This window comes from Nakamurella sp. PAMC28650 (assembly GCF_014303395.1).
GTDB lineage: Bacteria > Actinomycetota > Actinomycetes > Mycobacteriales > Nakamurellaceae > Nakamurella.
In genome coordinates this window covers 691040-712276 of record NZ_CP060298.1, presented here as the reverse complement: position 1 = coordinate 712276, position 21237 = coordinate 691040, and the positions used below count along the sequence as shown (strand labels likewise).

At 69.5% G+C, this 21237-nt stretch carries 23 protein-coding genes; 10 read left to right on the top strand and 13 right to left on the bottom strand.

What is annotated here, in order from left to right:
* Positions 1-30 precede the first annotated feature (30 nt).
* The 4 genes from H7F38_RS03215 (at position 31) to H7F38_RS03200 (ending at position 5057) form a co-directional block, all read left to right on the top strand.
* Positions 31-1986 carry a CocE/NonD family hydrolase gene (locus tag H7F38_RS03215; protein ID WP_187094449.1) on the top strand — a complete coding sequence of 652 codons (1956 nt, stop codon included), beginning with the start codon at positions 31-33 and terminating at the stop codon, positions 1984-1986.
* Between the two features lie 104 nt (positions 1987-2090).
* Complete coding sequence (locus tag H7F38_RS03210; protein ID WP_187092829.1) at positions 2091-2705, top strand: TetR/AcrR family transcriptional regulator; 615 nt, start codon at positions 2091-2093, stop codon at positions 2703-2705.
* Positions 2706-2748: 43 nt separating this feature from the next.
* Positions 2749-3996, top strand: a complete 1248-nt coding sequence (locus H7F38_RS03205; RefSeq protein ID WP_187092828.1) for an SRPBCC family protein — start codon at positions 2749-2751, stop codon at positions 3994-3996.
* Entirely contained in the window at positions 3993-5057 is a 1065-nt protein-coding gene (locus H7F38_RS03200; protein ID WP_222618409.1) for a hybrid-cluster NAD(P)-dependent oxidoreductase, read from the top strand. Before H7F38_RS03205 ends, H7F38_RS03200 begins: the two co-directional genes overlap by 4 nt.
* Before the next feature lie 26 nt (positions 5058-5083).
* On the opposite strand, the gene H7F38_RS03195 is transcribed toward H7F38_RS03200, so the two are convergent.
* Entirely contained in the window at positions 5084-5737 is a 654-nt protein-coding gene (locus H7F38_RS03195; RefSeq protein WP_187092827.1) for a YitT family protein, read from the bottom strand.
* A complete protein-coding gene (locus H7F38_RS03190) occupies positions 5730-6929 on the bottom strand; it encodes a CdaR family transcriptional regulator (protein WP_187092826.1) in 1200 nt (399 codons plus the stop codon). Before H7F38_RS03190 ends, H7F38_RS03195 begins: the two co-directional genes overlap by 8 nt.
* 98 nt (positions 6930-7027) lie before the next feature.
* Here H7F38_RS03190 and H7F38_RS03185 point away from each other — a divergent pair, with 98 nt between their 5' ends.
* Both H7F38_RS03185 and H7F38_RS03180 read left to right on the top strand, forming a co-directional pair.
* The gene (locus H7F38_RS03185; protein WP_187092825.1) at positions 7028-7813 is read left to right on the top strand and encodes a hypothetical protein; all 786 of its coding nucleotides are present in this window, start codon (positions 7028-7030) and stop codon (positions 7811-7813) included.
* Positions 7814-7885: 72 nt separating this feature from the next.
* The gene (locus H7F38_RS03180; protein ID WP_187092824.1) at positions 7886-8359 is read left to right on the top strand and encodes a hypothetical protein; all 474 of its coding nucleotides are present in this window, start codon (positions 7886-7888) and stop codon (positions 8357-8359) included.
* A gap of 65 nt (positions 8360-8424) precedes the next feature.
* Here the strand turns inward: H7F38_RS03180 and H7F38_RS03175 are convergent, their stop codons facing one another.
* The 3 genes from H7F38_RS03175 to H7F38_RS03165 all read right to left on the bottom strand — a co-directional run bounded on the left by H7F38_RS03175 (position 8425) and on the right by H7F38_RS03165 (position 11403).
* Entirely contained in the window at positions 8425-8607 is a 183-nt protein-coding gene (locus H7F38_RS03175; RefSeq protein ID WP_187092823.1) for a hypothetical protein, read from the bottom strand.
* A 171-nt stretch (positions 8608-8778) separates the two neighbouring features.
* Positions 8779-9789, bottom strand: a complete 1011-nt coding sequence (locus H7F38_RS03170; RefSeq protein WP_187094447.1) for a zinc-binding dehydrogenase — start codon at positions 9787-9789, stop codon at positions 8779-8781.
* A gap of 78 nt (positions 9790-9867) precedes the next feature.
* Complete coding sequence (locus tag H7F38_RS03165) at positions 9868-11403, bottom strand: hypothetical protein (RefSeq protein WP_187092822.1); 1536 nt, start codon at positions 11401-11403, stop codon at positions 9868-9870.
* A gap of 138 nt (positions 11404-11541) precedes the next feature.
* On the opposite strand from H7F38_RS03165, the gene H7F38_RS03160 reads away from it, so the two are divergent.
* The gene (locus tag H7F38_RS03160) at positions 11542-12477 is read left to right on the top strand and encodes an RluA family pseudouridine synthase (RefSeq protein WP_187092820.1); all 936 of its coding nucleotides are present in this window, start codon (positions 11542-11544) and stop codon (positions 12475-12477) included.
* Between the two features lie 6 nt (positions 12478-12483).
* Here the strand turns inward: H7F38_RS03160 and H7F38_RS03155 are convergent, their stop codons facing one another.
* The 4 genes from H7F38_RS03155 to H7F38_RS03140 form a co-directional block, all read right to left on the bottom strand.
* The gene (locus H7F38_RS03155; RefSeq protein ID WP_187092819.1) at positions 12484-12810 is read right to left on the bottom strand and encodes an L-rhamnose mutarotase; all 327 of its coding nucleotides are present in this window, start codon (positions 12808-12810) and stop codon (positions 12484-12486) included.
* Between the two features lie 73 nt (positions 12811-12883).
* Positions 12884-13150, bottom strand: a complete 267-nt coding sequence (locus H7F38_RS03150) for a DUF6295 family protein (RefSeq protein WP_187092817.1) — start codon at positions 13148-13150, stop codon at positions 12884-12886.
* 1 nt (position 13151) lies between these two features.
* The gene (locus tag H7F38_RS03145) at positions 13152-13919 is read right to left on the bottom strand and encodes a dienelactone hydrolase family protein (RefSeq protein ID WP_187092816.1); all 768 of its coding nucleotides are present in this window, start codon (positions 13917-13919) and stop codon (positions 13152-13154) included.
* Positions 13920-14004: 85 nt separating this feature from the next.
* Positions 14005-14796 carry an aminoglycoside 3'-phosphotransferase gene (locus H7F38_RS03140; RefSeq protein ID WP_187092814.1) on the bottom strand — a complete coding sequence of 264 codons (792 nt, stop codon included), beginning with the start codon at positions 14794-14796 and terminating at the stop codon, positions 14005-14007.
* 127 nt (positions 14797-14923) lie between these two features.
* Here H7F38_RS03140 and H7F38_RS03135 point away from each other — a divergent pair, with 127 nt between their 5' ends.
* Together H7F38_RS03135 and H7F38_RS03130 are read left to right on the top strand one after the other, a co-directional pair.
* Positions 14924-15163, top strand: coding sequence for a mycoredoxin (locus H7F38_RS03135; protein ID WP_187092812.1), 240 nt, complete (start codon positions 14924-14926; stop codon positions 15161-15163).
* Between the two features lie 17 nt (positions 15164-15180).
* Positions 15181-15696 (top strand): GNAT family N-acetyltransferase, encoded by a 516-nt coding sequence (locus H7F38_RS03130; RefSeq protein ID WP_222618407.1) that lies wholly within the window; start codon positions 15181-15183, stop codon positions 15694-15696.
* Between the two features lie 57 nt (positions 15697-15753).
* On the opposite strand, the gene H7F38_RS03125 is transcribed toward H7F38_RS03130, so the two are convergent.
* Positions 15754-16872 carry an MBL fold metallo-hydrolase gene (locus H7F38_RS03125; protein ID WP_187092811.1) on the bottom strand — a complete coding sequence of 373 codons (1119 nt, stop codon included), beginning with the start codon at positions 16870-16872 and terminating at the stop codon, positions 15754-15756.
* Between the two features lie 38 nt (positions 16873-16910).
* On the bottom strand, positions 16911-17174 hold the full coding sequence (locus H7F38_RS03120; protein ID WP_187092810.1) for a UBP-type zinc finger domain-containing protein: 264 nt from the start codon (positions 17172-17174) through the stop codon (positions 16911-16913).
* A 255-nt stretch (positions 17175-17429) separates the two neighbouring features.
* On the opposite strand from H7F38_RS03120, the gene H7F38_RS03115 reads away from it, so the two are divergent.
* Positions 17430-18995 (top strand): Na+/H+ antiporter, encoded by a 1566-nt coding sequence (locus tag H7F38_RS03115; RefSeq protein WP_222618406.1) that lies wholly within the window; start codon positions 17430-17432, stop codon positions 18993-18995.
* A 26-nt stretch (positions 18996-19021) separates the two neighbouring features.
* Here H7F38_RS03115 and H7F38_RS03110 read toward each other — a convergent pair whose 3' ends face one another.
* Entirely contained in the window at positions 19022-20539 is a 1518-nt protein-coding gene (locus tag H7F38_RS03110; RefSeq protein ID WP_187092808.1) for a HAMP domain-containing sensor histidine kinase, read from the bottom strand.
* Positions 20536-21234 (bottom strand): response regulator transcription factor, encoded by a 699-nt coding sequence (locus tag H7F38_RS03105; protein WP_187092807.1) that lies wholly within the window; start codon positions 21232-21234, stop codon positions 20536-20538. Before H7F38_RS03105 ends, H7F38_RS03110 begins: the two co-directional genes overlap by 4 nt.
* Positions 21235-21237: the final 3 nt, after the last annotated feature.

Genomic DNA, 21237 nt, shown 5'->3' with positions numbered 1-21237 from the left:
GTGGAGGTTCTCGACCACGTCCTCATCGAGATGACCGACGGCACCAAGCTCTCCGCCCGGATCTGGCTGCCGGCCGACGCCGCCACCAGACCCGTGCCCGCCCTGCTCGAGTACCTGCCCTACCGCAAGGGCGACTGGACCGCTCCGCGAGATGCACAGCGCCATCCCTGGTACGCCGCGCACGGCTATGGTTCCGTCCGGGTCGACCTCCGCGGGTCCGGCGACTCCGAGGGGGTGATGACGGACGAGTACAGCGTCACCGAACTGGCGGACGGCGTCGAGGTCATCAACTGGCTTGCCCGTCAGGAATGGTGCACGGGCGCCGTCGGGATGTTCGGCATCTCCTGGGGTGGATTCAATTCCCTCCAGCTGGCCGCCCTGGCGCCGGAGCCGCTGAAGGCCATCGTCACGGTCTGCTCGACGGATGACCGCTACGCCGACGACGTGCACTACTTCGGCGGAGCCGTGCTGGGCATCGACATGGCGGCCTGGGCCACGACGATGCTCGCGTTCACCGCGCGGCCGCCGGATCCGACCAGGGTCGGACCCGCCTGGCGCGAGATGTGGCAGCAGCGGTTGGATTCCGCGGAGCCCTACCTCGACAAGTGGCTCGCCCACCAGGAACGCGACAGCTACTGGCGGCGCGGCAGCGTCTGCGAGGACTACGCGTCGATCGGTGCGGCGGTGCTGGCCGTCGGTGGCTGGGCCGATCCTTATCGGAACACGGTCTTCCGGCTCCTGGAGAACCTCTCCGCACCGGTGAAGGGAATCGTCGGGCCGTGGTCGCACCAGTACCCGGACCGCGACCTGGAACCGGGGCCGGCCATCGGATTCCTGCAGGAGACGCTGCGCTGGTGGGACCGATGGCTCAAGGGTGATCCCAACGGTGTCGAGGACGACCCGGCCCTCCGGGTCTGGATGCAGGACTCGGTCCGGCCCGCCACCCGGTACGCGCAACGTCCCGGCCGCTGGATCGGCGAGCGGACCTGGCCGAGTCCCGACGTGCGCACCGACCGTTATCCGCTCGTCGAGATGATCTGCGCCGCAGTGGTTGCCGGAAGGGTCACGGTGGCGGCGCCGCAGCACACCGGGATCGACGCCGGCCGCTACTTCCCGTTCGGCAACCCGTCCGACCTGCCGCCCGACCAACGGGCCGAGGACGGTCGATCTGTCTGTTTCGATACCGTGCCCCTGGATTCCGCCGTGGAGATGCTCGGCGTCGCGACGCTGACGCTCCGGCTGACCGCGACCGCGGCCGCCAATGTGATCGTCAGGATCTGCGACGTCGCCCCCGACGGGAGTTCCACCCTGGTCACCCGCGGCTGCCTCGACCTGCTGAGCCGGGCCGGGATGGACACTGCGACGCCGGTGATCCCCGGTGAGGCAATGGATGTCGAGGTCCCGCTGGCGGCGATGGCCCGGGCCTTCCCGGTCGGGCACCGGCTCAGGGTGGCGATCAGCAACAGCTACTGGCCCTGGGTCTGGCCGCACGGGGTCGGCTCCGAACTCTCCCTGGAGCCGGCTGCCGGCATGCTGCAGCTGCCCTGCCGGGCTCTCGACCAACCGGGCGAGCCGGTGGCGTTCGAGCCCCCGGAACAGTCCGAGCCACTGGCGGTGGTGCGGCACGGAAAGGGAAGCGGCGGGCCCGAGCGCGAGGTGTGCCACGAGCCGGCGAGCGGACGGTGGACCCTGTCGGTGGACCCGAACTACGGCGGCAGCCGCACCTATCCGGATGGACTGGACTACCACGAGCAGGCTCGCGAGACGTATTCGATCGTCGCCGATGATCCGCTCTCGGCGGTGGCCACCGCCCGCTGGCAGATCGGCCTGGTCCGCGAGGACTGGGACGTACGTATCGATGCGGCCGCGACGATGACGGCAGACGCGACGCACTTCGTCACCGAACACCGTTTGGCCTGCACCTACAACGGCGACAATGTCCTGGTGAAGACCTGGCGGCAGCGCATTCCGAGGACCTCGTGCTGACCGGCCGGCCTCCGTCCGACCGGGCCGGCGGCAGCGCCGGCGGCAGCGGCGGCGGTAGCGGGAGGCGAGGGAGCGCGGCGCGCGGCAGGCGGGAGGGCGACCGGGTGCGGCAGCCGACCGAGATCCGTCGTCAGTTGATCGTCGAGGCGGCCAGGGTGCTGATCGCCGAACGGGGTCTGTTCGCCGCCACGATGCGCGACATCGCCCACGGTGCCGGGGTTTCGCTCGGAACGGTCAGCTATCACTTCACCGGCATCGCGGAGTTGCTGTCGGAGGTGCTGCACGCCGAGATGGACGACTTCTACCGCCCGATCTCGGCCAGGGCTGCACTGGAACCCGATGGGGCAGCAGCCCTGCGAACGATCATCGACGGCTTCTTCGCCGACGGAGAACGCACGGTCGAGCACTGGCGGCTCTGGCTGGACTTCTGGACCCTGTCGGCCCACGACAAGCTGTACGCGGACTGGCAGGTGCAGGTGTACGTCCAATGGCGAGCGGACGTCGTGGAGGTCCTGCAGCGCGGCCGGTCGGCCGGGACTCTCCTGTTCGACGACATCGACGTGGCCGCAATGGAGTTCATGGCCGTCTTCGACGGCTGGGCGGCCCAGGCGTTCCTGCCCGGCGGGCCGATCGGGCCGGGGCGGGCCAGGGTGCTGCTGCACGACTACGTGGCCAGGCGGCTGGCTCCCGGCCCGTCCGGCACCCCGCGCCAACCCTGACCACCGCACCCAGTCAAGAGCCAGCATTGGAAGAGGCAGCAACGTGACCACCAGCCTGATCCGGGACGACATCGCCGGATTGATCGCCACCCGCATTCCCGGTCGCTCCCTCCCGGGCGACCTGTACGCATCAACGGAGGCGTTCGACCTCGACCTGGACGCGGTCTTCTACCGTTCCTGGATCTTCGTCGCGGTGGAGCCGGACGTACCGGAGGCCGGCGACTACGTCACCGTCGCGGTCGGGCGCCATTCGGTGATCATCACCAGGGACGACGACGAGGAGATCCGCGCGTTCCACAACGTCTGCCGGCACCGCGGATCGCGGCTGCTGGACGACAAGTGTGGCTCCACCGGGAACATCGTCTGTCCCTACCACCAGTGGACCTACGACCAGCAGGGTCGCCTGCTGCACGCGGAGTCCACACCGGCAGATTTCGACCGGAGCCTGTTCTCGCTGCGGAAAGTGGCCCTGCGCAACGTTTCCGGGCTCCTCTTCGTCTGCCTGTCCGACGACCCGCCGGAGGACTTCGACGACTTCGCCGCCCGTGTCGCGCCCTACCTCGCCCCCCACCGGTTGCGCACGGCCCGGATCGCCCGTCAGGTCGACATCGTGGAGAACGGCAACTGGAAGCTGGTGATGGAGAACAATCGGGAGTGCACCCACTGCGGCGGGCACCCCGAGTTGCTGTGCTCGCTGTTCCCGGTCTACGGCTACCGGGAGTCCGACATCGGTCCGCGGCTGCGGCCGGCGTGGGACCGATATCTGGCCGCCAAGGCCGCGTTCGAGGAAATCTGCACGCGCAACGACCTGCCGTGGAAGGCGATCGAGGAGCTCGACACCCGTCGGACCGGATTCCGGATCGAACGCGAGCCGCTGGACATGGCCGGTGAGTCCTTCACCATCGACGGCACCCTGGCCAGCCGGAAACTGATGGCGGACTTCACCGAACCGCGCCTCGGCCGGCTGTCGATGCACCTGCAGCCCAACGCCTGGTTCCACTTCCTGTCCGACCACATCGTGACGTTCTCGGTGCTGCCACTGACGGCCGACAGCTCACTGCTGCGGACCACCTGGCTGGTGGCCGCCGACGCGGTGGAGGGAGTCGACTACGACGTCGACAAACTGACCTACGTCTGGCGGCAGACCAACGACCAGGACCGGGCTTTCGTGGCCAGGGCACACGCCGGCGTCGGTGACCCGGCGTATGTCCCTGGGCCGTACCTCCCGCCGGAATACCAGGTCGAGGCCTTCTGCAACTGGTACGTCCAGCGGGTGCGGGAAATTCTGTGAGCCTGCCGGTCTGGAATCCCGATCTGGACGACGTACTGCTCTGCCGAGCCGTGCGTACCGTCACCGCCACGGTCAAGACCTTCGTGTTCGCCGCTCGGACCCCGCAGAGATTCTCCTTCCGCAGCGGGCAGCACCTGGTCTTCGCCTTCCACATCGACGGCGCGGAAGTGCTGCGCAGCTACACCTTGTCCTCCCCGCCGACCCGGCCGGACACCATCTCGATCACCGTGCGGCGCCGGCCGGGTGGAGTGGTCTCGACCTGGCTGCACGATCACCTGCACCCCGGCCAGAGGGTCCGCGCCATCTCGGAACCGTTGGGCGAGTTCACGTTGGAGGATCACCCGGCTCCGAGGTACCTGATGTTGGCCGGCGGCAGCGGCATCACCCCCTTCCTGTCGATGCTCCGCCGGCTGCATGACGAGGGCCGAAGCCCCGACGTCGTGCTGGTCCACGCCGCACACACCCCGGCCGATTTCGTCCAACGCGCCGAACTCGGAATGCTGACCGCGGAGACCGAAGGCCTGCGGACCGTCCTCGTGCCCAGTGCCGATGACGACAACTGGCCCGGCTACCAAGGGCGGCTGTCGGGCGCGATGCTGGAGCTCATCGCCCCCGACCTGGCCGGGCGGGTGGTGCTCACCTGCGGCCCCGAATCGTTCATGTCGGACCTGCAGCACCAGTTGGTCGCGCTCGGGTGCGACCCCGGGCACCTGCACCGGGAGAGTTTCACCTTCGCGGACCCGGCGGTCTCGCTGCAGCTCCAGGACGCCGATCCGGCCGAACACCTGGCCGATGCCGGCTTTCCGGTGGAGTTCGTGCATCTGGGCCGGACCGTGCACAGCCCACCGGGCAGCACCGTGCTGCAGGCCGCCGCCGCGGCCGGCATCACCCTGCCGTCATCCTGCTCGCAGGGCCTGTGCGGGACGTGCAAGAGCAGGTTGGTCTCCGGCGAGGTGGACATGGAGCACGCCGGCGGCATCCGCCCGAAGGAGATCGCCCAGGGAAGGTTCCTGCCCTGCTGCTCGGTGCCGCTGACCGCCCTCGTGGTCGATCGGATCTGACATCGCACCGCACCGGGCAGCGTCGCTCAACCGCGGGCGACGGGCGCGATCGCGAAGATCCGGACCCGTCGGCCGAGCAGGTCGACGAGCGGACCGAGCCCGAGCACGACGAGCAGCGTCCCCGGCCCGATCGCGGCGCCGAGCAGCCACCCGATGATCGCGCCCGTCGCCTGGAAGACGGTGTAGCTCCAACGGAACGGCACCGGCGGGTCCCAGGCCAGGGAAAGTGCTTCGGAGGGGCCGACCCCCGTGTTGCTCCCCAGGTATCCCGCGACCCCCACGGCCAGGATCACGAAAGCCAGCAGCACCATCAGGATTCGCGCCGGCAGCGTTCCGGGTGCGTCGATGACGTCGAGCGCGAACGAGACGGTGTAGCCGGTGACGACGGGCTGGACGATCGTGCCCAGCGCCGGTCGCCGACCCTTCGCCCAGGCCAGCAGGACCAGGATGACGCCGACGCAGACGTTCACCGTCGCGAACGACAGGCCGGAGGTCCTGGACAGGCCGTTGATCAGCGTCGAGTAGCCGTCCGAACCCAGCGCCGGAGCGAGCAGCAGAGCGACACCGGTTCCGAGTACGACGCAGGACACCACCAACTGCACGACCCGCAGGGGCAGGCGCAGGGGCGCGGGCGTCGCGTTCGGCGGTTGCACCGCGCCGGGCGGGGAGGACTCACCCATGGGCGCCGGGCCACCCGAGCAGTCTGGCACCGACAACGGCCGTCTGCAGCTCGAACCGAGGCCCCGGTGCGGCCGGATCCCGCCCGGTGAGGTCGGCGATCTTCTCCAGGCGATAGGTCAGCGCCCGGACCGAAAGGTGCATCGACCGCGCGCTGAGCGAGGCGTTGCCGCCGGCGTCGAAGTAGGCCTCGAGCGTCCGGAGCAGAGGCTCTGCACCTCCCCGGGCCGTGAGCAACGGCGTCAGGACGGCTTCGACGAGGTCGCGCATCGCGGCTTCGTCACGCACCATCACCCGCTGCACGAGCAGGTCGGCGGAGTTCAGCACCCGCTCGTCGCCACCGAGGCGGAGCCCGAGATCCAGTGCCTCCTGGGCCTGCTCGAACGAGAACCGGACGCCACTGGGTCCCTGGTGGGCCTGGCCGACGCCGATCCGCCAGTCACCGACCGCGGCCGTGCGGCGGAGCTTGACCTCCTTCTCGTCCGCGGTCCTGGGCAGTCCGCTGGTCAGTCCGCGGATGACCTCGTCGATCGCCGAACGGTCGGGCGCGGCGAAGATCACCACCAGCGCACCGTCCTTCGTCGTGACGAGGGCGTCGGCGTCGGCCTTGGTGCCCTGGATGGAGCGCTCCAGGATGCCGGTCAGAGGGGAGGAGTCGGTGAAGGGCCTCTCGGCCTCGACCACGACCACCGCGTGGGGGGCCGCCAGGCTCAGGCCGAACAGGGCGGCCCGATCGACCAGGGTGGCCAGGGCCTGGGCTCCGCCCAGCAGCAGGTCGTCGACGAATTCCCTTCGGGCCGCCGCCTGCGCCCGCACCAGATCCCGCCGGGCCAGCTGGTAGCCCTCGGTCAGTACCGCGACGGCGTCGTCGGCGCCGCGCAGCATCACCTCGCCGGCCAGCACGACGGCTGCCGGATCGTCGGCCGCGTGCACGACCTGGGGGAGATGACGCCACAGTCGCCAGGCCGCCGACAGGTACAGGTCGACCAGCGCCCGGAGTGCGACGCCGCGACCCGCGGCCTGCCGCCCGGCGTCCCGGTAGCCGGCCAGCTCGACACGCCGGAGCCGGGTGCCGGTGCCGACGGCCGCGACCAGCACCGGCAGGAAGTCCCCCAGCAGGCATGCGTCGACCCCGCCGGCCTCGGTGGCTGCCGCGGCGGCGATCTTGTCGAGCGGCAGGTCGGGGGTGGTCATCGCCGTCCTTGTGCAGAGCCCACGGGTCCGCTGGGTGACCCCATCGAATCAGACGGACGTGCCGGGAACCGAACGGCGAGGCGTTTCGTCCGAATCGCATGTTGACTTCCAGAGCAATCCGAGGCGGCACGGCCTGGAAGTTGGCCTGGGTCTCGCTGGCGGCGGCCGTCGCCGTGCTGACCGGTGGATGCGCCGCAGACGTCACCGGCGCGGCGGTCACCACCTCCCACCCGACCACGACCGGGCAGACGACCACCACCCCGACGACGAAGACCACGACAACGGTGGCCGCGGACTGGAATCCCCAGCACCGGAAGACGGTCGCCGCCGACATCCACCGGAGCACCGCGACGATCCACGTCGGTGAGCGCCTGCAGTTCACCGCGCGTGACTCCGACAGCGTGTTCTTCTCCGTCCAGCCGGCCGATCTACGCGTGATGACCTGGTACGGCAGCGATCTCACGTTCGTCGGGCTCAGGCCCGGTACCACCACCCTGACCATCCCGAACTACGACAAACACATCGACTGCCCCAATGGTCCCTGCGCCCACCTGAATCCCCCGCTGTCCACGACCGTCACCGTGCTGGCCGGCCCCGCCTCCGCGCCCGTCATTGCGGCGCCGTTGTCGTCGACCTCGATCGGACGTGACCGCACGGTCCACCTCGCGGTCGGTCAGCAACTCGATCTTCCGGCGGGCGTCCGGATGTCCACTTACTCCTCCGACGACGCCGGCATCACCCTGGACGGTGCGCTGGGCAGCCTTCCGGAACATGAAGGGTCGGTGATCACTCTGGTGGGTGCGGGACCGGGGACGCAGATGATCGGCCTGGACGATGGAAGCGGGGGCACCTCTGCCCGACTGACGGTCGTCATCGACGCCTGAATCAGCAGCACAGGCCTGCTACTTCCGGGCCCATCGCATCCTCTGGGTCCGCGGCCGACCTATTGTCAGGGCATGAGCGCAACGATCACCGGAGCGGCCGAAGAGGTCCAGGCCGCCTTCCGGGAGGAGCTGAACCCGGCGCGGCGGGGTGTCGTGCTCGGCTGGTCGAGCTTCACCGCCACCTTCGCCGCAGTGCGGGGGATCACCTACAGCATCAAGAACGGCCGCGGTCCGTTCCGCAATGTCTCCATCCGTGGCACGCACATCCACCACTACCTCTGGGGTATCGGTCTGCTCGCCGGTGTCGGGGGGATGGCCGTCCGGGGGAACACCCTCAAGCCTCATGCCGTGGTACCGCTCGCCTACGGCGCCGGCCTGGCCCTGATCGTGGACGAGTTCGCACTGCTGCTGGACCTGAAGGACGTGTACTGGGCCGAGGAGGGCCGGGTCTCGATCGACCTCGGGATCAGCACCATCTCGGCGGTGGGGACGGGACTGGCCGCCGGTCCGGTGCTGCGAAGGCTGATCCGTCGCGTCCGCCGGTAGCCGGAACGCCGGTAGCCGGAACGCCGGTAGCCGGAACATCGGGTAGCCCGGACATCGCAGCAGCGTCAGGGCCGCCGCGGGTCGCAGATCGACCGGAGGTCGTCGACCTCGGCCGCAGTGGCCAGACGTTCCTCGGTGGCCGGCAGCGTCGATGAAGGCTGCAGCATCGGGCGGCGGGAACGGTGTGGCAGGCGGATCCGCGCGGCCTGCAAGGTGAGCGGACGCATGCGGGTCAGCAACGTGGTCATGGTGATGCACTTCTTTCGCAGTCCGGACGGCCGGTGTCGAAGGCCGGGAGCTCTTGCCCCTGCGCCTCCAGAGACCCGTCCGCCGCCCGCTGATACATCGCCGCGCCGGAGCCACCCCTCAGGACTGCGCCGCTGACGCCGTCCTGATCGACGTCCGCCTCCCGGGGACCGCTACCGCCGCGGGTCGATGTGGATCTTCGGGCCGGGACCGGCATGCTCCGGTCGCCATCCGGCCAGCACGTCGGCGGCCCGATCCAGACCGACGGTCGCCGCGACCAGTGGCGCGGGATCGACCCGGCCGTCCGCGTAGGCGGCGATCGTCGCGGCCATCGCCGGTGACCCGGAGAGGTGACCGACGACGGTGAGATCCTTGAGCACCAGCTGTCGGGAATCGATCACGCTCGGCTCGCCGGCCAGACCGACGCAGACGATCCGGCCGCCCGGCTCGACCAGATCCACCGCAGCAGCGGGGATCCCGGCGCCGTCGGTGGCGTCGATCGCAGCGTCGAACCGCAGGTCCGGCACCTCGTCGGTGAGCCAGGCCGGCAGGCCGAGACTGCGGGCCAGTGCCACCCCGGCCGGTGAACGTCCGATGACGTGTACCTCCGCGCCAAGGCTTCTCGCGAACCCGGCGGCGAGCAGGCCGATGGTGCCCGGCCCGAAGACGGCCACCCGGTCGCCGGGCGCCAGGACGGCCACCTGTGCCGCGCGGCGGGAGTTGCCACCGGGTTCGACCATGGCGCCCGCGGTGTCGTCGACGGAGTCCGGAAGGGCGTACAGGCTGGCCGCGGGCACCAGGACCTGTTCGGCGACGGCTCCGTGCCAGCCACCGAGAACGCCTACCTCATAACGGTTCCGGCACAGGTGCTGGCGTCCACGCCGGCACCTCTCGCACTGCCTGCAGCCCAGCATCGTATCGCCGGTGACCCTGGTGCCGAGCCAGGACGGGTCGACTCCTTCGCCGATGGAAGCCACCGTCCCGCACCACTCGTGGCCCGGGCGCATGGCGTACTTTGCCTGACCGGTACCGAGGTAGAGCATGTCGCCCGTGTAGATCGCACCGTCCGTACCACAGACACCGGAACGTTCGACGTCTACGACGACCTGACCGGTGCCGGCAATCGGGACGGCCACGTCCTGGATGGACGCCCGACGGGGACCGTCGACGACCAGTGCTCGCATCGTCCGCATGACGCAGGCTATCCCGTGCGCTGTGCGTCATCGACCGGACCGGGCGATCAGCGCGGGTCGAACCGAGGGTCAGTTTTCGTAGGTGAGCACGAACCAGTTCTTCCAGAGGTTCCGGGCCGTCGCAGTCGGGAGGTAGTGCCCCGGGTCGGCGGGGTCGAGCGGGTCGGGGAAGTAGGCGAACGGGTCCTGATCTGGCCGGGCATACATCGCGGCGGCGACCCGCATCATCGTCGGGTAGCCGTAGTGCTGATCGAGGAACCGGAACACCGATCCCGCGATGGCGTAGTAGCCGGCCCCGTCGGTCGACGCCGAGTACAGCTGGTTCCTGGTCGGCATCTGATCGGTCAGATGTGCTCTGAACCAACCGGGATCGATGTTCTTGGGATCGTTGGGCTCCGGATATCCGATGTTCGCCGAGTCCCCGAGGGAGTCGCGGTACAGGGTTTCGACCGCTACCGCGATGCCCTCCAGGGCCCAGGTCGGTGGCGATCCCTCGCTGCGGACCGCCAGGTGGGAGTTCCGGTTCATCAACTGGTGGGTGGACTCGTGCGTGATGACGTCCGCGGCGTATTCACGCCCCTGCTGGTCGTTCGGGATGACCGCGCCGTCCGGCGACTGCAGCATGACCACGATGCGGGACTGGTCGGAGTAGGTGGCGCCGGGATGGGGTGCGAGCGCGTCGATGAGGCCCACCGTGACGTTGGACGTCTGGGCCGGTGCGGTGGCCGTCAGGAACCAGTGGAAGGGCCGGTCCGCCAGGAAGATCACCTGACCCTTCGGGGCGACGAGGCCGGAGCCGAGCATCTGCAGGTGCGACCACGCGATCCCGCCGCCGGCAGCGGCCAGCGCTGCCGTCGACCAGAAGGCGAGGTCGGGGTCCGCGGAATCGAAGACCACCGCCACGGTCGGCGAATGCACGACCGACAGTCCGCACTCGCAGTTCATCGGATCACCGAGGAATCTGGGTTCCCAGGTGGTGATCGACATCGACGGCCGGCCCTTGGCGGTCGTCATCGACACGGTGACGAGGTACGGGATCCCGGGCATCGAACCGTCGTCGTCGTACGGCGTGCGGATACCGAGCACGACCGTTCGGCTGAAGGAGGACATGGAATCCGTTGCACCGGAAAAGTAGTCGTCCGACCGGGCGAACCGGGCGCCGGAGACCCCCAATGCTCTGGTGTTGCCGAACCAGAGACCGACCCGGCCGGCGAGAGCCGGTGTGAAGGAAGCCAGGAACTGGGTTCGGTTCCCGGCCTGCAGTGAAGTGCTCAGTGTGGTCAGCAACGACGCGAAAGCGGTATCGTGCCGCCGCTGCAGGGCGTCCGGACCGGTCGGATCCGGCGGTGGGGGAAGGTTCGATACCGGTAGGGAGGGGTGCGGACGGTCCTGGGCCGGGGTGGGCATCGCCGGCGAGATGGCGGACTGCAACGGGCTGCTCTGCTCCGTCGTGCTGCCGGCGCTGGAAATGGTCGACCCGCCGCCCCCCGAGGGGGTGCTCATTGCTGACGTGGGAGTGGTGACGGGGGCCGTGCACGACGCGGCCAGCAGAGCTCCCGTCACGATGATGACCGTCATGCGCACGGCATCACCGCTTCTGCTCATCCGCACTGTCACCGCCCCGATGGATGCGCTTGCCCACGACGACCTCGGGGCCGATCAGCCCCTGCGCACCGTGTGCGCCTAAATGGTAACGCGGAGTCGCAGGTTTCTCCCGGGGCGCGGCTGTGACAGCCTGGGAAGATGGGTCGACGGCAGGAGCGGACGGGCCGACGCCGGCCGCCGCTGCCGGTACGGGACGGGTTGAATCCGAGCCGGGTGCGGTTGCCGGAGAGTGGACCGTGGAGCACCACCCTGGAGTTCCTGATGGCCCGGTTCCACGTCGACCGGGTGCGGTTGATCGAGAAGATCGCCGGGCGTGAGGTGGTGGACGAGGACGGCGTCCCGGTGGACGGTGCGATGCCGTTCCGGGCGAACTCGTTCGTCTATCTCTATCGTGACCCGGCCCCAGAGCCCCGCGTGCCGTTCGAGATCGACGTCCTCTTCCGCGACGAGCACCTGCTGGTGGCGGACAAACCGCACTTCCTGTCGAGTCTGCCGAACGGGTCGTACATCGTGGAGTCGGCCGTGGTGCGGCTGCGTCGGCAGTTCGACCTGCCCGACCTGTCACCGATGCACCGCCTGGACCGGATCACCGCGGGTGTGCTGCTGTTCAGCCTCCAGCCGGCCGAACGTGGTGCCTACCAGACGATGTTCGCCCGCCGGGAGGTTCGCAAGTCCTATCTGGCGGTCGCCGGGTTCCGTCCGGATCTGGAGCTTCCCTTGACGGTCCGGAGCCGGATCGTCAAGGACCGCGGTACCCCGACCGCCTACGAGACCGAGGGGGAGGCCAACAGTGAAACGCGGATCGAACTGGTCCAGACGCGCGGCGATCGAGCGCTCTACCGTCTCGACCCGACGACCGGGAAGACCCATCAGCTGCGGGTCCACCTCAATTCGCTGGGCATCCCGATCCTGAACGACCCGTTCTACCCGCGCCTGCTCGACATCCCGCACGACGACTACGCCAAGCCGCTGCAGCTCCTGGCGTCCTCGATCTCGTTCACCGATCCGGTCACCGGTGCCGCCCGCCGCTTCGAGTCGAAGCGGCGCCTCGAGTCCTGGCCGCCGAGTCTCTGACCCGGTTCAGGCGAGGTGGAAGTACTCGGTGAGGCGGACGGATCCGTCATCGGGGCGGGCACCGTCGGGCAACGTGAAGTACTGGCCCATGATCGTCTGCCACTTCAGGTTGACCTCCTGCGCCTCCATCGCCTGCTGCGCCGCCGCGTAGTCGTCGGTCTCCAGGTACCCGACCACCAGGCCGTCGGGCTTGCGGACGAACAGGGAGTAGTTGCGCCAGCCGGTCCGGCTCAACGCCTCCAGCATCTCCGGCCAGACGACCTGGTGGGCAGTCAGGTACTCCTCGAGTTTGTCGGGCCGGATCTGCAGCAGGAAACATACCCGTTCGGTCATGCCGGTACTCCTGGGGTGGTGGGTCGGGTGGGGAGCCTTGGGGCCCCGGGTGGCGTGGAGCGGACGGCGTCGATCAGACGGTGAGGACCGCGGGCGCCGAGTCCAGGGCGGCCTGGATCGCGGCGATCAGAGTGCGCGCCGAGGCTGCGGTGAGCTCGACCGCGACGCGCGCCGACGGGCCGTCGCCCGGCGCGGTGAAGTCGATGTTGAGCGTGTGCTCAGCCATCGCGTGTACCGGGTGATCGAAGTAGACCACCCCGTCGGTGACGGCAAACCACCTGCCGCCAGGGCCTTTTGCGCTGCCCTCGATCGCGGTCTTCACGGTGGCGTAGGTGCACACGTCAGTTCTCCGGGTCGGACGCGGTTGCGGTCGAGAGGTACTGGCCGTAGAACGCGGCGATCTGCTCCCACCCGTCGTTGGCGGCTGCCACCCGGTAGGACGGACGGTCGACCGCGAAGAAGGCGTGTCCCGCGTCCGGATAGGTCTTGAACCGGAAGTCCTTGCCGTTCGCCGTGAGGATCTGCTCCAACTCGGCCACCGCCTCCGGGCTCGGGTAGGAATCCTCCGCACCGAACAGCCCCAGCAGCGGAGCGTTCAGGTCGGGCAACTGGTCCACCAGGTTGCCGACCTGCAGCGGGAATCCCTCCGGCGGGGTCCCGGTGACGAACGCGCCGTAGCAGTCGACACTCGCATCGAGGTCGAGATGGCAGGCGGCCAGCACACTCTGGCGGCCGCCGGGGCAGTAGCCGATGTCACCGACCTTGCCGTTGCTGTTGGGTAGCGACCGCAGGTAGGCGGCGGCGCCGGCGACGTCACCGACCAACCGGGCATCCGGAACTCCACCGTTGGCACGGGCCGTTGCGGCGGCGTCATCGGGTGCGGCGCCGGGGGCCTCCCGGTGGTAGAGATTGACGCAGACCGCGTTGTAGCCCATCTCGGCGAAGCGCCGGGTGATCTCCTTGGACTGCCGGTCGTAACCGGGCATGTGGTGGATGACGACGACCCCGCCGCGCCGCTCGGGTGATTCCGGTCGCGCCGAGTAGGCCTCGACCTCGTCGCCGCCATCGCCCGCGATCATCACCGTACCGGCGGTCATCACATCTGACATCTCCTGCTGCACCTAACCTCTCATGAATGGTGATACTTCCTGGACTCAATGCTCCCGGATCGACCTTAGACGCGCCGGCCTCGGGTCACGGGCCGAGGTCCCACAGCAGCCGGTAGTAGGCCGTGCGCTGCGGGTCGGGGCCGACCCCGTAGGCCGCCAGCAGCTGCTCCTCCCAGCCTGGACCGTAGTTCCATCCCGTGCTCCAGGTGGCCACGGCCAGGTCGGCCCATCGGTCGGCCACCCCCAGACTGCCGAGATCGACGCGGCCGCTGCAGTCGCCGTCGTCGGTCAGCAGGGTGTTGGGCGCGCAGGCGTCCCCGTGGCAGACGACGAGGCGGTCGACCGGAGGTGGCACCGACAGCATCGTCAACGCATCCCGGACCGTCAGCCCCTGGTGTTCGGGGTGCCAGGTCGCCGGGGTCAGAGTCGTTGCCCGCACGTGCACGTCGTCCAGCCGCATCGGCTGGGACCAGTCGAAAGGGCAGTCCCCCACCGGGGCGGTGTCGTGCAGCTGGCGCAACCCGCGACCGATGGCTGCGACTGCTGACGCCGGATCCGTCCTCCACTTCGGGGTGACCGCGTTCTCGCCCGGCAGTCCGGCGGTGATCATCCAGCTCCCGTTCTCGTCCGATCCACTGGAGAGCACCTGCGGCACCACGACCCAGCGGGCCGCCCACGACAGACGGGCCACCTCGGGCTGCAGGTCGATGCCGCCGGGAGGCGAGAACTTGGCGAATCTGCGGGTGTCACCGCTTCCCAGCTGGAACGTCACGCCGCCCGCCTCGTTGCGCCAGACCGGGCGGATCGGGTCGCCGGCGGCGACGGCCCGGACGGCGGCGGGGATCTCGACCGTCTCGGTGGGTTCGCCGGAAACCATGCGCCCCAGCGTGCCAGACCCTCCCGGACCGGATCGCCGGCGTGGTCGTGAGTCGTGAGTCGGCCGGAGCTCGGTCGCCCGTGGCCGGTCCAGGAATGCCCGGCGGGCGCACGTGGTTGGCTACACCATGAGCGAATTGACCGTCTACACGACCTCCTGGTGTCCCTTCAGTCGCCGGTTGGTGACCGATCTCGACCGCGCCGGCATCGATTTCACCTCCATCGACGTCGACGAGGATGCGGCCGCCGCGGCGGTCGTGCAGAGCCTGAACAACGGCAACCGCACGGTGCCGACCGTCGTCTTCGCCGATGGTTCTTCGATGACCAACCCGCCATTGGCCCAGGTACAGGCAAAACTGGCCGTCTGAGGCCCTACGGTGGGGGTGTGAACGACGCACCGCATCTGAAGGGTCACGGCCTGCTACTGCGGCCGGTGACCGCGGCCGACGGCCCGGCCCTGGTCGCCATCCTTCGCACCCCGGAGGTGGCCAGGTGGTGGGGTGACGACGTCGACGAACACGGCTGGACCGACGAGAGCGACCCGGACACGGTGAAGTTCGTCATCGAGGTGGACGGGGCGGTCGCCGGGCTGGTCCAGTACAGCGAGGAACTGGACCCGATGTACCGGCACGCGGGCATCGACATCTTCCTCGATCCGAAACTGCAACGTCGCGGTCTCGGTCGGGAGGCCGTCCGGACGTTGGCCGCCTACCTGTTCAAGGTGCGGCGGCACCACCGCATCGTCATCGACCCGGCGGCCCAGAACCACCGCGCGATCAGCGCCTATGCGGCGGTGGGCTTCCGGACGGTGGGGGTCCTGCGCGAATACGAGCGCAATCCGGACGGCACCGGTTGGCACGACGGGTTGCTGATGGAACTACTCGTGGCCGAGCTCACCTGAGCGCCGACGTCCGGGCGGGCACCTACCTCCCGACGGGCACCGGCCCGCCGGCCACGACTACAGCCCGTCCCACCAGCGCTCGATCGCGGCGGGTTCGGCGACGACCACCCGACCACCCGGCTGGGGGACGACGACCGCCCCGACATCGGCCGCAGCCAGCAGTCGCTCGATGGGCTCGGCCCAGGTGTGCAGGGCCAGGTCGAAGGTGGCCCAGTGGATCGGCATCATGAGCCGGCCGCCGAGGTCGCCGTGCGCCCGCCAGGCCTGCTCCGGGTTCATGTGGATGTCGGGCCACTGCTCGCCGTAGGCACCGATCGGCAGGATCGTGAGGTCGAAAGGTCCTAGCCGGGCACCGATCTCGGCGAACGCCGGGGTGTAGCCGGTGTCTCCACCGAAGTAGACCTTGTGCGTCGGGCCGGCCAGCGCCCACGACGACCACAGGGTGACGTTGCGCTTGAGACCACGTCCGGAGAAGTGCCGGGCCTCGGTGCAGGTCAGCGTGATGCCGCCGGCCTTGGCCTGGTCGTTCCAGTCCAGCTCGACGATCCGGTCCTCTGGTACGCCCCATTTGCGGAGGTGGGCGCCGATTCCGCGGGGCACGAAGAAGGGGGCGGTCTGCGACTGGAGGAGCGACTGCACGGTGGGGAGGTCCAGATGGTCGTAGTGGTCGTGCGAGATGACGATCGCGTCCAGCTGCGGCACCTCCTCCAGCGTCATCGGGACGGGGTGCAGACGGAGCGGCCCGACGGTCGGCGACGGCGAGACCCGGTCGCCCCAGACCGGGTCGGCCAGGATCCAGTGCCCGTCCAGCTCGATCAGTGCGCTGGCATGGCCGAGCCAGGTGACCGCGAGTTCGGAGGCTTCGGCCCGGGGGGTGACCTGGGCGAGCGGGATCTCCCCGCGCGGCTTGCCCTTGTCGCGACGGGACATCAATCCCTTGATCAGGCTGGGTGCCGCGCCGGGAGCCAGGGTGCTGCTGGGCAAGACGTTGTGGAAGACCCCGTCGTCGTAGTGCGGTGCACCGATGACCTCGGGCTCGATCCTCCGGGGCGGCGCGCCCATGGCGGTCGGCAGACCCCTGGTCGCGCGACCGAGCCGGAACAGGCCGGTGGCCGCGGCGACGCTCACCACGGTGAGCAGGGGGGACAGGCCGCGAGGGCGGCGGGAGGCGCACATACCCCCAGTGTCCCAGGCCGGCCGGCGGCCCCGGTCGATCAGGTCGCGATGGTCTTGTCCACGTAGCACCACTTCCAGTCCTCGCCCGGCTCGATCGAACGCATCAGCACGTGGCCGGTCTCGGTGAAGTGGGCACGGGCATGGCGGTACTGGGAGGAATCGCAGCACCCGACGTGTCCACAGGTCAGGCACATCCGCAGGTGAGCCCAGGTGGCGACGTCCTGCTGATGGCATTCGGCGCAGGCCGCGGGTGAAAGGTAGGTCGGCTCCGGGCCGAGGTCCTTGACATGGCCACAGGCCATCTGGCAGCTCCATCGGGTGGGTCGGTGGGTGGGTCGGCGGGTGGGTTGGCGGCTCGGTGGTGGTCGGGGCTCGGTCAGTCGGGGAACCACCGAATGAACGGCGGGTCCATGGCGTCTTCACTCCTGGTAGGTAATGCTCTGCACAGACGCGTCAGCAGCCGAGAAGTTGCCGCCTGCGGTGGCAACGGTGCCCGCTCGAGCAGCTCGGACCCGTCAGCTACAGGAGGCCGGAACATGTCAGGCACCACCATATTGATGTTAGTGGTCGGAGCGGTCGCCATCGCCGCGGTCGCCCGGAGATGGAACCTGCCCTCGCCGTTGGTGTTGGTGGTGGCGGGTCTGGCGTTGTCGTTCGTGCCGGCGATCCCGAACATCGAGCTCAACCCGGACATCGTCCTGTTCGGCGTGCTCCCACCGCTGCTGTTCAACGCCTCGCTGGACAGCTCGTACCTGAACCTGCGGGCGAACATCCGCCCGGTCGCACTGCTGTCGATCGGGCTGGTGCTCTTCACCACGGTGGTGGTGGGCGTGGTGGCCTATCTGGTCATGGGACCGGAGCTTGGCTGGCCGGTGGCGTTGGTGCTCGGCGCGGTGGTGTCGCCGCCCGACGCGGTCGCGACGACGGCCATCGCCCGCAATCTGAAGCTCCCGCGCCGGAGTCTCACCATCCTGGGTGGCGAAAGCCTGCTCAACGACGCGACGGCGCTGACGGTCTACCGGATCGCGCTGATCGCCGCGGTCGGTGACGGGTTCTCGATCTGGCACGGGATCGGTCTGTTCGCCGAGGCGGTCGGCGTCGGTGTCGCGGTCGGGTTGGTGCTGGGCGTCATCGGGTCCTGGTTCCTGTGCAGGTTGTCGGACTCGCTCGTCGAGGTCGCGATCTTCCTGCTGCTGCCGTTCGGCGCCTACGCGCTGGCCGAGCAGTTCCACGGATCGGGCGTGCTGGCGGTCGTGACGGCCGGTATCCTGATCGGCCGCAAGATGCCCAAGATGCACTACGCGACCCGGTTGCAGGGCAGTTCGGTGACGGCCACCGTCGACTTCGTGCTCGAGACCCTGGTCTTCGGGTTGATCGGGCTGCAGCTGCCGTCGGTGATCAGCTCCCTGCACGACCGGTCCGCCGGCCAGGTCACCCTGCTGGTGGTCGCGGTGACGCTGGCCGTCCTGCTGGCCAGGATCGTCTGGATGTTCCCGGCCACCTATGGGCCCCGGTGGGTATCCAGAACGATCCGCGAACGGGAACCCGCACCGTCCAGAGCGCTGATCGGCGTGCTCGCCTGGGCCGGCATGCGTGGGGTGGTGACCCTCGCTGCCGCGTACGCCCTGCCTCTGACGATGACCGACGGCCGGCCGCTGGCCGGACGAGATCTGGTGCTGCTGTGCAGTTTTGTGGTGGTGTTGGCCACCCTGCTGCTGCAGGGCCTGACGTTGCCGTGGCTGATCCGCCGGGTGCGGCTGCCGTTCGACGAGGACCAGGCGGACGCACTCGCCGAGGCCCAGGCCGCCCAGCAGGCCGCGCAGGCCGCGGTCGAGCGGCTGGAGGAGATCGCCGACGCCGAGCTGCCGGACAGTGCGCCGGTGGTCAGCGAATTGCGCACGTCGGCCGAGTCCAGGGCCAACGCGGCCTGGGAACGGCTCGGACCGCAGGACGAAACCAGACTCGAGACACCGTCGGAGTTGTACCGCCGTCTGCGCCGCAGCATGCTGCACGAGGAGCGCACGGTCTACATCCACGAGCGCGACACCGGCCGGATCGACGACGAAGTGCTCCGCCGCGTCCAGCGCGAGCTCGATCTGGAGGAGGCCATGCTGGACCGGTAGGGCGATGCCGGACCGGTAGGGCGAGCTCAGCCGGCGGTGGTGAGCTGTCGATCAGCGGGCACGGCTGGTCGAGCGGCGATCACGGCCGGCAACGTCAACTCGAAGCAGGCGCCGCGCGAGCTCGGCAGGCACTGCAGGTCGCCGCCCGCCGCCCGGGCGATGGCCCGGGAGATGGGCAGTCCCAGACCGGACCCCGCACTGCTGCGGGAGCTGCTCAGCCGGACGAACCGGTCGAAGATCCGTTCGCGATGCTCCGGCGGCACACCGGCGCCGGTATCGATCACCCTGATCGACAGCCGGCCGTCCGCGAACGACCGACCGATCGAGATGACGCCGCCCAGAGGTGTTGCAGTGGCGGCATTCTCGATCAAATTGCCGAGGGCGCGCTGCAGCTGGTCGGAATCGGCCGGCACCAGCGCCTCCGGGCCGTCACCCACCGCCACGGTCAGGTCCGGGCGTCGGAGCTCCAGCAGGCAGATCTCGCGGCGGATCAGCCGGATCGGGTCGGTCGGCTGCCACTGCCCGGCCGGCCCGGCCTGCTCGCCCGACTGGGCCGCGGTGTCCAGCCTGGTCATCAGCAGAAGGTCGTCGACCAGTCGGGCCGCCCGCCGGGCCTGACGAACGACCTGCACCAGCCGTTCCTCCCTTTCGGCCCGGGCGGTGGGCGTTCTGAGCAGCTGTTCGGCTCCGGCGATGACGCCGGCCAGGGGCGTCCGCAGATCGTGCGAGGCGTCGCCGAGGAACTGACGCATCTTCTCCTCGGCCGATCTGGCCTGCGTCTCGGCGGTCTCCAGCGCGTCGAGCATGTCGTCGAAGGCGGTGGCGGTCCGGCCGAGATCGGTGTTCGGTCTGGTCGGCCGCAGGCGCCGGCCCCGGGTGCCGTCCCGGATCCGCTGGGCGAGGGCGGTCATCCGTTCCAGGGGTCGCAGAGCCGCACGCACGACGGTGATCAGCAGGAGCCCGGCGACCAACAGGGTCCCGCCGCCGGCCAGGAGTTCGACCTGCTGCAGCCGGTCGAGCGTGTTGGTGATCTCGCCCTCACCGGCCGACAGGGTCAGCGTGCCGTTGGGCAGGGTCACCGTCGCGATCATCTGGCCGTTGGCCTCGGTGACCGAAACCGTCGGAGCGACCGCGGGTATTGGCCTCGGGGGCCTGACGCGGCCCACCCCACCGGGTCCGCCCTGGCCGACCGGTCCGCCCGATCCGGCCGAGCCGGAGAACGGCGGACCCTCGTCATGGCCGATGTAGGCCCTACCGCCGGAGTTGAACAGGCCGAGGACGCCGTTGCCGGTCATCTGGTCGGCCAGGGTCTGACCGGCCACCCCCTGCTCCTGCAGGACGGCCGCGTAGCTCGCCTTGTCCTGCAGGCGGTGGGTCAGATCGGACTTCAGTGCGTCCCCGAGCAACCAGTTGACCACCAGACCCATCACCGTCAGGACGACGACCAGCAACAACAGCACCCAGACGGCCACCCGGCGGCGGAGCGAAACCGTCCGGAGCGGGCGGTCGACCGGCGGTGCGGTACGTCGCCCCAGGGTGATCACGAAGCCCGCATCCGCGGTTCCGTCTCGCTCATCCGGTAACCGACGCCGCGGACCGTGTGGATGAGGCGGCCACCGTTGGCCTCGAGCTTGCGGCGGATCCCGGAGACGTACGCCTCCACCAGGTTCGGGTCGTACGCCTCGTAGCCCCAGACCTGCGTCAGGATCTGGGTCTTGCTCAGCACCCGCCCCCGGTTGCGGGCGAGATAGGCCAGCAGTCGCATCTCGGTGGCCGTCACCGGTATCACCACGCCGTCCCTGATCACCTCGCCCGCGTCCTCGTCCACCAGCAGGTCGGCCACCTGCAGCCGCCTCGATCTGGTCTTGCCGCTGCGGCGCAGCACCGCGCGGGTGCGCGCCAGCAGTTCGGCCATCACGAACGGTTTGACGATGTAGTCGTCGGCGCCGGCGTCGAACCCGGCCAGCCGGTCGGCGACGGCATCGCGAGCGGTCAGGAACAGGACCGAGGCCTGGGTGTGTTCACGCAGGTGACGGGCCAGTTGGAGCCCGGAGGCGCCCGGCAGCATGACGTCCAGCAGGGCCACGTCAGGCCGGAAGGCCTCGACGAGTGCGGAGAATCCGGCACCGTCGGCCGCCGTCATGACCTGGTAGCCGGCATCGACCAGACCGTCCTCGATGCAGGTGCGCAGCACCATGTCGTCCTCGACCACCAGTACGCGTGCCGCATCGGAATCCATGTG